We start from the raw sequence: 12,362 nt of genomic DNA, 5'->3' as shown, positions 1-12,362 counted from the left end.
CGAAATTTCTCCTTGGGAACCCTTTCGTGCCTCTTTCGGGCTAAAAATTCATCCCGCTCCAATTTTAAGGCTTCCTCAATTGATTCCTTAGCTCCGTTCCTCGCTATCTCGTCAAGGATACTTTTTATTTGGCGGGTGCTGATTTTGGTGGCACCCGCCTTTTATTATAATCAAATATAACTCCTCTTTCAATTTTCCACATAATTTGAATATATCTCGCAAAGAGACGATTCTCCTGCTTAAAGAGATTGTGACCAGACCAAAAGTCGAAAAGTTCTATCTTAAAAATATTCGCCATCCCTCCAATCACTCCTCTCCCTCTATCTCTCTTCCCATTTTCAATCCTTGTCAACCGAGTGCCAATTTTAATTAGAAGATGGTAAGAGGTTCACTTTAGCAAGGTATCACCCCTATCTTTTCTATCGCCGGAGGGATTTGATTAAAAGGATTTTTTCAAACGCTGGGATTTATCTCTACTCAACCATAATTATTATTCTTAGAGGTAGGCTCCCAAAGCGGTCAGGGTCACTATTAACGGCTGCACCTATTCCCTTGCAAATTAAGAAAAATTCCCTATAATTCCTTATGCCGAAGGGATTGGTAATCATTCCGACTTATAACGAAGCGGAAAATATCTCGGAGATCATCCCGAAGATCCTCGCCCAATCTCCGGAATTGGATGTCTTAGTAATTGATGATGCCTCTCCTGACGGCACCGCGGAAATTGTAGAAGGAATGAGAAGAGATAATCCCCGAATCCATTTGATCCAACGGCCAAAGAAATTGGGATTGGGAACTGCTTATATCTTAGGTTTCAAATACGCCTTGGAAAGAAATTACGATTATGCCGTGGAAATGGATGCGGACTTCTCCCACTCTCCTGAAGACTTACCCCGGTTGATTGAAGAACTTAAAGATGCGGACTTAGTGATTGGCTCCCGCTATTGCCAAGGTGTCTCAGTAGTTAATTGGCCAATGAAAAGACTTTTATTAAGTTTCTTTGCTAACCTCTACGCCCGAAAGTTTACCGGTTGCCCAATCCACGACCTCACCGCCGGCTTTAAGGCTTACAAAAGGGAGGCATTGGCTGGAATTAACCTAGACCAAATAAAATCGGATGGCTACGGCTTCCAGATTGAGATTGACTACTACATCTGGCGGAAGGGCTTTAAGGTAAAGGAAATTCCCATTATCTTTGTTGAAAGGAGGGCGGGGACTTCCAAGATGTCAAAGAGGATAATCTACCAGGCATTCTTTTTAGTCCTCCGCCTCTTCTTAAAAAGGCTTTTCGGGGAAGATGATTGAAATGTTACTCTTCCCGCAAGGGAGCATTGATAGCCCCTTCGCAACTTTCCTTATCTCCCTCTTCTTTGGCTATCTATTGGGTAGTATCCCCTTCGGTTATCTTCTGCCCCTCCTCCGAGGAATTGATATCCGCCTTTACGGAAGTAAAAATATCGGTTTCACTAATGTTGCCCGAAATTTGGGGGTTATTTTTGCTTTACCCGTCTTCCTTCTGGACTTCGCTAAAGGCTTCTTACCCACACTTTTGGCACCGAGACTGGAACTTCTTCCCCTTTATGTCGGATTGGGTTCTGTTTTAGGCCATCTCTTCACCCCTTTCTTAGGCTTTCGGGGAGGGAAAGGGGTTGCCACCTCTTTGGGTGTTGTTTGCGCGCTCGAGCCAAAGATTTTCCTTATCGGTGCCATTTCTTGGATTATCTCTTTTATCCTTTTCTCCTATGCCTCCCTTTCCTCCCTCATCTTCATTTTTATTTTAATTCTCTCTTCTTTCTTTTTCTCACTCCCCCTTTCGGAAAGGTTAGTTTTTATCCTCATCGCCCTCCTCGTCGTCTTAAGCCACATTCCAAATCTCAAAAGACTCTGGCAGCATTCCGAGCCCAAGACCCATTTTGGAAAGAGGCGCGAAAAGAAATTGGAATTTCTAAAACCTTCCCTCCTCTTCTTAGGAGCCGGAAGATGGGCTCAGAGCCTCTCGCTCCTTCTTGCCCCGAAGGCAGAAAAGATTATCCTCTGGGAGGGAAAAAAGGAAAAGGGTGAAAAATCTAAGGAACTTCCAGAAGAGATTTCCTTCCCCGAAAATATCCAATTTACTACTTCCCCCCTTTCTCACCTAAAGAATTTTCCTATCATCTTCTTCGCTCTCCCCTGTTCCGCTCTGCGGGAAGTCTTAGAGAAAAATTACCAACTGATCCCCAAAGAAGCGATTTTAATCTCCACCATTAAAGGTATTGAGCAGAAGACCTTGAAATTACCCTCCCAAATCATCAGTGATTATCTACCCCAAAATCGCCTTCTCATCCTCGCTGGTCCCGGCATCCCCTATGAGATCAGCCAAGGAAAACCTTCAGCTTTGATTTTGGCAACTGAGGATATCTCCTTGGGTAAAGAGATGCAGAAATTCCTTGCCAACGAAAATCTCCGGGTCTATCTCTCAAAGGATAAACTCGGAGTGGAATTTGGTGGTGCCCTTAAAAATGTCTTCGCCATCGCCTCCGGAATTGTTGATAGCAAGGGTTGGGGAATTAATGCTAAATCTGCCCTGCTCACCCGGGGCTTAAAAGAGATGGCTAAACTTGCCCAATCTTATGGCGCTCGGGCCGAAACCATCTTTGGTCTTTCTGGAGTTGGTGATTTAATCCTCACCAGTTTTTCCCCTCACTCCCGAAATTACCAATTGGGTTTAGAAATCGGTAGAGGTAAAACTATTACCGAAATTAGGAAAGATATGGGAGGAGTGATTGAAGGGATTGATACCTGCGCCAGTGCCTACCAACTTGCGAAAAAGAAGAATTTAGAGTTGCCGATAATGGAGGAGATTTATAAGATCCTTTACCTGGGAAATGACCCGGAAATGAGTTTAAGGTCTTTACTCTCCCGGGACTTAAAGGAGGAATGAAATGGAACCCAAAAGGAAGATTTATACCTTAAAAGAGATTGCCCAGGAGTTGAAAGTCCCTTACCATACCATATCCTATTGGGAAAAGCAGTTTGCCGTAAGACCGATAAAAAAGAACCAGAAATCTTCTTTCTTTGATAGCAAAGGGTTTGAAGAGTTTGATTGGATAAAGTTTTTGATCAAAAAAGAAGGTTATTCGGTGGCGGGGGCGAAGAAGAGGTTGCAAACGATAAAAAGACGGGAGAGAATGGGAAACTGGGAAATGAGGGATATAATCTCCTTAATAAAGAAAGAACTCGCCACCGCTTTGGAAATATTGAAAGACCAACCGGAAGGGAGTGATTTTATCCCCGATTAAAATACCGGTTGGTATCTTTTCGTTTTTAAGGAGGGTATTATGTACTACTCCACGATATTTTTAATCATCATTGTTATTATCATCCTTTCCTCAATGATAAAAATCCTCCGGGAATACGAAAGGGGGGTAATCTTCCGCCTGGGACGTTTTGTTGGTGTGAAAGGACCGGGGCTCATTATCTTAATACCCTTCATTGACCGGATGGTGAAGGTCAGTTTAAGAACCGTGACAATGGATGTGCCGCCTCAGGATGTGATCACCCGGGATAATATCTCCGTCAAAGTAAATGCGGTCGCCTACTTTCGTCCCTTCAACCCGGAAAAGGCGGTGATTGAAGTAGAAGATTATCTTTACGCCACCTCCCAAATTTCCCAGACTACTTTAAGAAGTGTCCTGGGTGAATACGAACTCGATGACCTCTTAACCAAAAGAGAATTAATCAACCAACGCCTCCAGCAGATTATTGATAAGCAAACTGACCCTTGGGGAGTTAAAGTTTCAATGGTTGAGATAAAGCATGTTGATATTCCCGACGAGATGCGAAGGGCGATCGCCCGCCAGGCGGAGGCGGAAAGGGAGAGGAGAGCCAAGATCATCCATGCCGATGGCGAGTATCAGGCAGCGGAAAAACTAAAGGAAGCGGCAATGACCCTTTCCCAAATCCCCCAAGCGATTCAACTTCGGTTTCTCCAGACGCTAACCGAAATCGCCACTGAAAAGAATTCAACCATAATCTTTCCCGTACCTATTGACCTTTTAACTCCCTTTATTAAAAAGTCGGAAAAAGGAGAGCGCGGATAAAAATGTGCTGACCTCATTTTTTCTTTTTTCTCTTTACGTTATTGTTCTAGCGGTCATCACTATTGTTTTACTTTTCACCAACCTCTTAGGCAAATGGACGGTATTGATCCTCATCGCCGGTTGGTTCCCTATCATTATCTGGCTTGTAAGTATTCTTTCCCTTCTTGTCCAACATTTCGGTTGGCGGACTTTTTTTCTTATCCTGCCATTTCCCGGGATTATCTTTTTCGTCTTTCTCATATACAAAATATTAGATTACTTCTTCTAAAACCCTAATATTTTCTTTTGAGTTCCGAGTAAAGATATTGACTTATCCCCTTCTTCTCTTATCCTATTAAAATGTTTGTTACCGGCGGCGAACTGAAAGGGAAGAGACTAAAATATCCAAAAGGGAAAATCCGACCTACCGAAAGGATAGTAAAATTAGCTATCTTTTCTTCCTTAGGAGAAAGGATAAAAGGGAGTAAGGTGTTAGACCTCTTCTCTGGTCCTGGGGCAATGGGAATTGAAGCCCTCTCGCGGGGTGCCCGCGAAGTCTATTTTGTAGAAAGCGATAAGAAGAATTTCTCTTACCTCTTAGAAAACATTAAAGGATTAAAATTTTGCTACCCCATGAGAAAGGATGTCTTTAAAGCCATCCCTAACTTGAAAGGGGAAAAATTTAATCTCATCTTTTTAGATCCGCCCTACGGCAAAGGGATGGTGGAAAAGGTGATTGGTGAACTTGTCCGTTTTGATTTATTAGGGAATAACGGCATAATCGTTGCCGAACATCATAAAAAGGAAGAGATTAATCTGCCAAAAGATTTAAGAGTGGTAAAAAGTAAAGTTTATGGAGAAACAAAAATAACCTTTCTCCAAAGGAGCGAAGATGAAGAGGGTAGTTTATCCGGGAAGTTTTGACCCAATCACTAATGGGCACCTTGATATTATTAAAAGAGCCCTCCAGTTATTTGACACCGTCATTGTCGGAGTGGCAAAAAGGGAAGAAAAGAAACTGCTCTTCTCCCTGGAAGAGAGAGTCACCCTGGTGAAAGAAGTGACAAAAGACTTGAAAAATCTGGAAGTCTACCCTTTTACCGGACTTCTGGTTGATTTTGTCCGAGAAAAGAAGGCCCAGGCGATAATCCGTGGAATAAGAGCAGTAGCGGATTTTGACTACGAATTCCAAATGGCACTAACCAATCGAAAAATTGCTCCGGATATTGAGACAATCTTCCTCCTCCCCTCCCAAGAGTTCATCTTCCTTTCCGCCAGTTTAGTGAAAGAAATCGCCTCTTTGGGGGGATGTGTGAAAAATTTCGTTCCCGAGGTAGTTGCCGAAGCGCTGCGCAAAAAAATGGGTCGCTAAAAAGAGACTCAATATTTTCGGATGAAATTCGTTGACGAGGCGATAATCACCGTAAAAGCGGGCGATGGTGGCGATGGTTGTATCTCCTTTCGCCGGGAGAGGTTCATTCCCAAAGGAGGACCGGATGGTGGCGACGGTGGGGACGGAGGTTCTTGCTATTTAGTGGGAAGAGCCAATCTCCAGACTTTAGCGGATTTAACTTATCGTAGGGAATATAGAGCAGGAAGAGGGGAACACGGCAAAGGGAAAAATCGCCACGGGAAAAAGGGGAAAGACCTTTATATCCCTGTGCCCCTGGGAAGTGATATTTACGATTTCTTAACTGGAGATTATCTCGGCTCAATCTTAAAAGATAAAGAAACCATCCTCGTCGCCAAAGGAGGAAGAGGCGGGCGGGGTAATACCCATTTCAAAAGTCCAACCAACCAAGCCCCGAGAATAAGAGAGAAAGGTAAGGAGGGAGAGAAGAAGCAATTAAAAATTGTCCTCCGCCTAATCGCCGACATCGGTATCGTTGGCTTCCCTAATGCTGGGAAATCCACCCTCCTCTCTCGTTTGACGAAAGCCGAACCCAAAATTGCCCCTTACCCCTTTACCACCCTCACCCCAAATTTAGGGATATTAAGAAATGAGGAGATGGTAATTACGGTTGCCGACCTGCCGGGGATAATTAAAGATGCCCACAAAGGGAAAGGAATTGGGCTCCGTTTCTTGCGCCATATTGAAAGAACTAAACTTATCCTCTACCTAATTGATATCACCTCCCCTCACCCAATTGCCGATTTTGAAACATTAAGGGAAGAAATTAAGAATTATAACCCAGAGATCTTAAATAAGAAACAAGTTATCGTCTTTAATAAGATTGACCTTCTCCCCCAAAAGGAAGTTTCCCTTCCTCCCCTTCCTCATCCTGCTTTTTTTGTCTCCGCCTTAAAAGGAGAAGGCACAGAAAATCTGCGCCACAATTTAATGAACCTAATTAAAAGTGGTTAATCCCCATTTTAATCCTTTCCATATCGCCCTTCTTGATGTGCCCAAGATTACCCCGCGTAAGATAAAAAACCTCCTTACCCATTTCCGAGATCCGGAGAAAATCTTTAAGGCAAAAAAGGAGGAGCTTTTAACAATTGAGGGGATGGACGAAGAAATTGCCGAACAGATAATAAAATTTCCCATAAAAAATTGCCGGGAGAAGATTAAGAAGGCTACCGAATTAAGAGTAAAAATCGTTTCTTTTTTGGATAAAGATTATCCCCAAAATCTTTTGAACATAAAATTCTACCCTCCGATTTTATTTATCCAAGGAGAAATAAGAAAGGAAGATGAAAAGAGTATCGCCATCGTTGGCACAAGAAATCCTTCTGAATACGGTCGGCAGGTCACTGAGAAATTTACCTTTGAATTAGCAAAAAATGGGTTGACGATAATTAGTGGTTTAGCTCGGGGTATTGATACCTTAGCCCATAGAACCGCCTTAACCGCCGGCCGGACACTCGCCGTTCTCGGGTGCGGGATTGACATTCCCTATCCGCCGGAGAATCAAAATCTCCGAGAAAGGATCGTAGAAAGAGGGGCGATTATTACCGAATTTAATATCGCGACCCCACCCGACCGTTTTAACTTTCCCCGGCGCAACCGAATCATCTCCGGACTTGCTCTAGCGGTCCTTGCCGTAGAAGCCCCGGCAAGAAGCGGCGTTTTAATTACTGCGTGGTGGGCAGCGGAACAGGGAAAGACCGTCTTTGTCCCTCCCGGACCAATCACCTCTCCCAAATCGGCTGGAACGAACAACCTCCTCAAGGAGGGTGCCACGCCCGTAACTTCCGTTCAAGACATTCTAGAAAGTTTAAAAATTTTGCCTCGGGAAAGAGAGAAAGAGGAATTGGAACTCTCTGAAGAAGAAAAGAAACTTACCGAACTCCTCTCGGAGGCACCCCTTTATGTTGATGAAATTGTAGAAAAGTTGGAAAGACCGGTCCAAGAAGTTTTAACCCAACTTTTTATTTTAGAAATGCGAGGAATTGTTAAACAACTCCCGGGCAATAGATATCTTAGGGTATCCTAAATCTCTTTTAATCTACTTTCGCTCTTAGACGTAAAAAAGCCGGAATCTCCCGATTTTCTAAATCAATTTTGCCGTTGCGCCGCACGGGCATCACGTTTTCTAAATCTTTTATTATCCCGTCAATATCCAGGTAGTTATCTAATTTCTCCTCCATCCCACTTGCCACCATGGTGATCTTCATCTTATCTTTTAGATTCTTATCCTTACCGTAGCCACACCGAATTAAAGTCTTTGGGGAGAGACACTCGGTAATGGTATTACAGGCAACCTGCACCTCACGCATCGTCAATTTTTCATCACCGGTCACATTAATCAGTACTTTTTTACAGCCGCGCAGATCGGCGGTATCCAAAAAAGGTGAATTTAATACATTCTCTGCTGCCAACCTTGCCCGATTTTCACCCATCCCGATACCCACACTCATCGCACTTAAACCTTTCTCCGCCATAACCGAACGGAAGTCAGCGAAGTCAATATTGATAATCTGAGGGGTATTGAGCATATCAATTACTCCCTTTACCGCTTCGGTAATTAGACTATTAATACTGCGGAAGGCGTCGCCGAAAAATCTATTCCCGTAATGCTCAATGATCTGGTCATTTGCTAAGACCATTCGGGCGTCAATGTGGGAACGTAGTTCCGCCAAGGCTTTTAGTGCCCGCCGCATCCGAAATTCTCCTTCGTAACGAAAAGGTTTTGTCACAATCGCCACTACGAGAGCACCCGCTTCTTTTAAAATTTTAGCCAGAAAAGAAGAGGCACCACTCCCTGTTCCCCCACCTAAACACGCGACGAGAAAAGCCAAATCCACTCCTGTGGCGATATCCCTCAGTACCTCCTCTGACTCTAGACACGCCTTCCGACCAATTTCTGGATCATCACCCGAACCAAAGCCCCCCGTGAGAGAGGTGCCGATTTGAATTTTATTCGGCGCCAAGGAGAAGTTGAGCATCTGTCGGTCGGTATTTATCGCATAGAACTCAACCCCTTTTATCCCTTCCTCAATCATGTGGTTAATAATATTACCACCACCACTTCCTAAACCAAATACTCCAATTTTTATCTCTGGTTTTTTTATTTCGGAACCCATTGTTCCTCCTTTTCTCATTCTTCTTCCGCGATGTGAAAAATTCGATTAAAAATACTTCTAAACTTTGTTATCATATCCTCCTCCTCAACTAACGAATATTTCTTATCAAGATGGGCAAAGGCAAATTTTGTTAACCCCAGGGGGGTAACAAAATCTGGCTTTCTATACTCCTCACTCATCCAATCAGGAGTGCCGATCCGGGCCGGAAGTCCTAAAAGATGCGAGGCAAAAACTTCAATCCCCGGGATATTCGCCCCACCACCGATGAGAATAGCACCCGAGAGCAGACGGTGGGCGTAGCCGGAATTGTCAATTTCTTGCCGGCAGGCAAGAAATATCTCCTCTAAACGTGCCTCCATTATTTCGGCCACAATCCGCCGGGGACAATACTTCTCCTCCGAGGAGATTAACGGTAAAGGAATCGTCTCTTCTTTATCGCTGAGAAAAGCCTTTGTCGCTCCAAATTTTTCCTTAATCTCATTCGCCAAATCTCTTTTCACTTGCAAACCAGCGCTTAAATCATTAGTCAATTGTTCCCCACCAATTTCCACCACTGCAAAGTGCTGCAATTCGCCATCCTTATAAATACTTATCACCGTCCAACCTCCGAGGTCAATCAGAGCAAAGCCTAACTCCCGATCCTCTGATTCTCCAATTGTACTCCCTACCGCCAAGGGTTGGAAAACAAACCGTCCGTCTCTAATTTCTAATTTATCCAGCAACTGCTCTAAATTGGATAAAACCAGCGATTTGCACTGGATAAGTAGCCCCTCCACCTCCAACCGGTGACAATCCCGAAAATCTTTTGGGTTTTGAATCCCCTTCATACCATCCAGAGAATAAGACAAGGGAATCAGATGAAGAAAACATTCATCGGGCGACGGCCTCATACTATGTGCCTCTTTCTTCACCTGCCGAATCTCTTTTTCGGAAACAACCTCCTGAGGTTTTTTCCGCCGAATATCCGCATGGGTTCGGGTATATTTCAGATAATTACCTTGAATTCCAACATAAACCGGAAGTTTTTTAAATCTCACCCCTTCCCTTTCTGTCTTTTCTAAGCAGGAGCGAAGAGTGGAGAGGGCTTTATCAAGACTGGTGATTATGCCATTCTTAAAGCCTTCTGGTTTCTCTTCTGCCCACCCAATAATTCGGATTTTACCAGGAATCTCTTCTTCTGCGATGAGTGTCTTTATCTTAGTAAAGCCGATATCAATTACTCCAACCCGTTTTCCTTTTACCATAGGACCTCCTTCTTAATAAACAATTCTCACCTCTTCCTCCAAAATGAGACCACTACTTCTTTCCACATAGAATTTAACAAGCTCTATCAGTTGATAAAAATCGCTAAAAGTTGCCGAACCATCATTGAGAAAAAAGTTCGCGTGCTTTTTAGCAATATGAGCACCTCCAATCCGAAATCCTTTTAAGCCCGCCATATCAATCAACTGGCCTGCAGAAAAACCAGGGGGATTTTTGAAACAACAGCCAAAAGATAAACCTTTCGGTTGGGTACTCTGCCGGTAAGTAGTGAAGTCCTCTATTTTCTTCTTTATAAAATTTTTCTCACCTTTTTTCAACTTGATAATTGCTGCTGTCACCACCCCATTAATTTTCTTTCGGTAGAAAAAAGAGCCAAAAGGCGGATTAATTTGGGATTCCCGATAGCCGAAATGAATTTTTTCTTTCTCTTTTTCTGCCACCTCTCCGTCATCCGTCACGATTCGCACTCTTTGTAAGATTTCGGAAAAAGATGAACCGAATGCCCCAGCATTATTGACAATCGCGCCCCCTACTGTCCCAGGAATGCCAAAGAGAAATTCCGTTCCCGTCAACCCTTTTTCTAAACAATATTGAACAATCTTCCCCAACGGAGTGGCTCCTCCCACCTCCAAAGAAGTCTCATCCTCTTTAAGAGGAGCGATGTAAGAAAAGCCTTTTCCCAATTTGATCACCAATCCGGGAAATATATTTTCTGAAAAGAGAACCTTTGAACCATTCCCAATGATGAAATATCTTACTTCTCTCTTTAATAACTCCTTTAATAATTTCCTCAAAGCGGTTTCCTCTTCCACCAGGGCAAAAAATCTTGCCTGGCCACCGATTCGAACCGTCGTTAACTCTGCTAAGGGATAAAACTCTTTTACCCTTATTCCAAATCTTTCGCCAACCGTTTTAATATCTCTAATCCTACCTGCCATATATTTCCCGCCCCCAGTGTGATGATTAAATCCCCTTCTTTTAATAAAGGCAAAAGGAAAGAAGAAATCTGGTCTTTATCCGGAACGAAAAACACATTCTCCCCTTTTTCTTTTTTCGCCACTTCGTAGATCAATTCTGCCGAGACGCCAGGAATTGGTTTTTCTGATGCGGGATAAATCTCTGTAATGATTAAAAGATCAGCCAGAGGGAATGCTCGTCCAAAATCTTCATAAAGATAAGAAGTTCGAGTATACCGATGAGGCTGAAATATGGCAATTATCCTCTCTTTCGGATGAAGGTTCCGTAAAGCATTAAGGGTCGCCTTAATTTCGGTTGGGTGATGAGCATAATCGTCGTAAACCTTTATTCCCTTCTTCTCCCCCTTAAACTCCAGGCGCCTTTCTACTCCGGAAAAATTTTTTAAACCTTCTTGAATGACAGAAAATGGAACATCCAAAAGGAGAGCGATACCGCAGGCCGCTAGAGAGTTTAACACATTATGAATCCCGGGAAGGGAAACCTCTACCTTCCCAATGACCTCCTCATCCTTTACCACTTCGTATTCGCTCCCAAAAGGAAAAATCTTCAAATTCTGTGTCCAGAGATAACTTTCTCTTTCTTCAATACCCTTTCTTCTCCTCTTTGGGGGCTTTTCTAAACCATACAAAAGAACTTGCCTCTTCACCACCTTCGCTAACGCTTTCGTCACCGGATCTTCATTGCATAGGACACAAATCCCATCAATAAGGGGCACCGAAAGAAGAAAAGAGAGAAAAGCATTGCGGAGTGCCCGAAAAGAATAGCCATAAAAATCAAGATGCTCCCGGTCGACGTTGGTGACACACGCAATGTGTGGAGTTAAGAAGAGAAATGATTTATCGGACTCGTCTGCCTCACAAACTAATAACTGCGATTTCCCTAACTTTCCTCCGCTTTCCCATCCCTTTATCCGACCGCCAATAATTAAAGTTGGGTCAAACCCACCTTTTTCTAAAATAAAAGCAATTAAAGAACTGACCGTGGTCTTGCCGTGACTTCCGGCAACGACAATGGAAAACCGCATCCGCAAAAGCTCCTGAAGCATCTCCGCTCTCCGCAGAACAATCCGACCCAACCGACGAGCAGCGACGATTTCGGGATTATCGGGGGGACAGGCGGAGGAATAGACCAAAACTTGACAATTACCGATATTCTCCTCTTTATGGTCATAAAAAATCTTTATCCCTTCCTTTTCCAATCTACTTGTAACCTCGCTCCGCTGTAAATCAGATCCGGTCACTTCAAAACCCGAGTTTTTGAGCACCAAAGCTAAACCCGACATCCCCGTTCCACCGATACCGGTAAAATGAAACCTTCTTATCCGGGAAAGCATTGAACCCTCGCGTCTCTTTTCTTTTTAGGCACCCTTTTAATTACAATCCCAATAAATCCTCCTGCCTTTTTCACTTCCAAATCAAAACGGCGAGCCGCGGACTCAACATCCGGCCAGGGAAATTCTGGTGAGTATTTAAAGTAATCCCCGGGTTGTAACTTTTTCCAAATGATGTTGATATTCCTAAAAGTTATCTCTTTCAT

14 protein-coding genes are annotated in these 12,362 nt (G+C 43.5%); 9 read left to right on the top strand and 5 right to left on the bottom strand.

What is annotated here, in order from left to right:
- The first annotated feature begins 585 nt into the window (after window positions 1-585).
- The 9 genes from ABIL00_05620 to dprA all read left to right on the top strand — a co-directional run bounded on the left by ABIL00_05620 (window position 586) and on the right by dprA (window position 7,495).
- Window positions 586-1,305 (top strand): polyprenol monophosphomannose synthase, encoded by a 720-nt coding sequence (locus ABIL00_05620; protein ID MEO0110232.1) that lies wholly within the window; start codon window positions 586-588, stop codon window positions 1,303-1,305.
- On the top strand, window positions 1,298-2,920 hold the full coding sequence (gene plsY, locus ABIL00_05615) for a glycerol-3-phosphate 1-O-acyltransferase PlsY (protein MEO0110231.1): 1,623 nt from the start codon (window positions 1,298-1,300) through the stop codon (window positions 2,918-2,920). Before ABIL00_05620 ends, plsY begins: the two co-directional genes overlap by 8 nt.
- Window position 2,921: 1 nt before the next feature.
- A complete protein-coding gene (locus ABIL00_05610; protein ID MEO0110230.1) occupies window positions 2,922-3,278 on the top strand; it encodes a MerR family transcriptional regulator in 357 nt (118 codons plus the stop codon).
- 39 nt (window positions 3,279-3,317) lie between these two features.
- A complete protein-coding gene (locus ABIL00_05605; GenBank protein MEO0110229.1) occupies window positions 3,318-4,079 on the top strand; it encodes a slipin family protein in 762 nt (253 codons plus the stop codon).
- Window positions 4,080-4,083: 4 nt separating this feature from the next.
- Window positions 4,084-4,347: a hypothetical protein gene (locus tag ABIL00_05600; protein ID MEO0110228.1), complete on the top strand. Its 264-nt coding sequence runs from the start codon at window positions 4,084-4,086 to the stop codon at window positions 4,345-4,347.
- 71 nt (window positions 4,348-4,418) lie between these two features.
- Complete coding sequence (gene rsmD, locus ABIL00_05595) at window positions 4,419-4,982, top strand: 16S rRNA (guanine(966)-N(2))-methyltransferase RsmD (GenBank protein MEO0110227.1); 564 nt, start codon at window positions 4,419-4,421, stop codon at window positions 4,980-4,982.
- Entirely contained in the window at window positions 4,951-5,430 is a 480-nt protein-coding gene (gene coaD, locus ABIL00_05590; protein ID MEO0110226.1) for a pantetheine-phosphate adenylyltransferase, read from the top strand. The genes rsmD and coaD overlap by 32 nt, the downstream gene beginning before the upstream one ends.
- A gap of 21 nt (window positions 5,431-5,451) precedes the next feature.
- Window positions 5,452-6,423, top strand: coding sequence for a GTPase ObgE (obgE, locus tag ABIL00_05585; GenBank protein ID MEO0110225.1), 972 nt, complete (start codon window positions 5,452-5,454; stop codon window positions 6,421-6,423).
- On the top strand, window positions 6,416-7,495 hold the full coding sequence (gene dprA / locus ABIL00_05580; GenBank protein ID MEO0110224.1) for a DNA-processing protein DprA: 1,080 nt from the start codon (window positions 6,416-6,418) through the stop codon (window positions 7,493-7,495). The genes obgE and dprA overlap by 8 nt, the downstream gene beginning before the upstream one ends.
- A 7-nt stretch (window positions 7,496-7,502) precedes the next feature.
- On the opposite strand, the gene ftsZ is transcribed toward dprA, so the two are convergent.
- Genes ftsZ through ABIL00_05555 form a run of 5 tightly spaced genes read right to left on the bottom strand, consistent with a single transcriptional unit; the run spans window position 7,503 to window position 12,362 of the window.
- Window positions 7,503-8,585 carry a cell division protein FtsZ gene (gene ftsZ, locus ABIL00_05575; protein ID MEO0110223.1) on the bottom strand — a complete coding sequence of 361 codons (1,083 nt, stop codon included), beginning with the start codon at window positions 8,583-8,585 and terminating at the stop codon, window positions 7,503-7,505.
- Between the two features lie 14 nt (window positions 8,586-8,599).
- Complete coding sequence (gene ftsA, locus ABIL00_05570; protein ID MEO0110222.1) at window positions 8,600-9,829, bottom strand: cell division protein FtsA; 1,230 nt, start codon at window positions 9,827-9,829, stop codon at window positions 8,600-8,602.
- Window positions 9,830-9,841: 12 nt separating this feature from the next.
- On the bottom strand, window positions 9,842-10,786 hold the full coding sequence (murB, locus tag ABIL00_05565; protein MEO0110221.1) for a UDP-N-acetylmuramate dehydrogenase: 945 nt from the start codon (window positions 10,784-10,786) through the stop codon (window positions 9,842-9,844).
- The gene (murC, locus tag ABIL00_05560; GenBank protein ID MEO0110220.1) at window positions 10,735-12,159 is read right to left on the bottom strand and encodes a UDP-N-acetylmuramate--L-alanine ligase; all 1,425 of its coding nucleotides are present in this window, start codon (window positions 12,157-12,159) and stop codon (window positions 10,735-10,737) included. The genes murB and murC overlap by 52 nt, the downstream gene beginning before the upstream one ends.
- Window positions 12,144-12,362 carry a hypothetical protein gene (locus tag ABIL00_05555; protein MEO0110219.1) on the bottom strand — a complete coding sequence of 73 codons (219 nt, stop codon included), beginning with the start codon at window positions 12,360-12,362 and terminating at the stop codon, window positions 12,144-12,146. Before ABIL00_05555 ends, murC begins: the two co-directional genes overlap by 16 nt.

The organism is candidate division WOR-3 bacterium, assembly GCA_039801905.1.
Taxonomy (GTDB): domain Bacteria; phylum Hydrothermota; class Tepidihabitantia; order Tepidihabitantales; family JBDRVQ01; genus JBDRVQ01.
Note: the sequence above shows the minus strand (reverse complement) of the source record. Positions and strands in the feature narration are given on the sequence as shown.

What these genes read in the sequence shown, in the direction of transcription:
- plsY (MEO0110231.1), top strand. Translation starts at nt 1,298, where the DNA reads ATGATTGAAATGTTACTCTTCCCGCAAGGGAGCATTGATAGCCCCTTC.
- ABIL00_05620 (MEO0110232.1), top strand. Translation starts at nt 586, where the DNA reads ATGCCGAAGGGATTGGTAATCATTCCGACTTATAACGAAGCGGAAAAT.
- ftsZ (MEO0110223.1), bottom strand. Translation starts at nt 8,585, where the DNA reads ATGGGTTCCGAAATAAAAAAACCAGAGATAAAAATTGGAGTATTTGGT.
- ftsA (MEO0110222.1), bottom strand. Translation starts at nt 9,829, where the DNA reads ATGGTAAAAGGAAAACGGGTTGGAGTAATTGATATCGGCTTTACTAAG.
- obgE (MEO0110225.1), top strand. Translation starts at nt 5,452, where the DNA reads ATGAAATTCGTTGACGAGGCGATAATCACCGTAAAAGCGGGCGATGGT.
- murC (MEO0110220.1), bottom strand. Translation starts at nt 12,159, where the DNA reads ATGCTTTCCCGGATAAGAAGGTTTCATTTTACCGGTATCGGTGGAACG.
- ABIL00_05605 (MEO0110229.1), top strand. Translation starts at nt 3,318, where the DNA reads ATGTACTACTCCACGATATTTTTAATCATCATTGTTATTATCATCCTT.
- ABIL00_05555 (MEO0110219.1), bottom strand. Translation starts at nt 12,362, where the DNA reads ATGAAAGAGATAACTTTTAGGAATATCAACATCATTTGGAAAAAGTTA.
- ABIL00_05610 (MEO0110230.1), top strand. Translation starts at nt 2,922, where the DNA reads ATGGAACCCAAAAGGAAGATTTATACCTTAAAAGAGATTGCCCAGGAG.
- rsmD (MEO0110227.1), top strand. Translation starts at nt 4,419, where the DNA reads ATGTTTGTTACCGGCGGCGAACTGAAAGGGAAGAGACTAAAATATCCA.
- murB (MEO0110221.1), bottom strand. Translation starts at nt 10,786, where the DNA reads ATGGCAGGTAGGATTAGAGATATTAAAACGGTTGGCGAAAGATTTGGA.
- coaD (MEO0110226.1), top strand. Translation starts at nt 4,951, where the DNA reads ATGAAGAGGGTAGTTTATCCGGGAAGTTTTGACCCAATCACTAATGGG.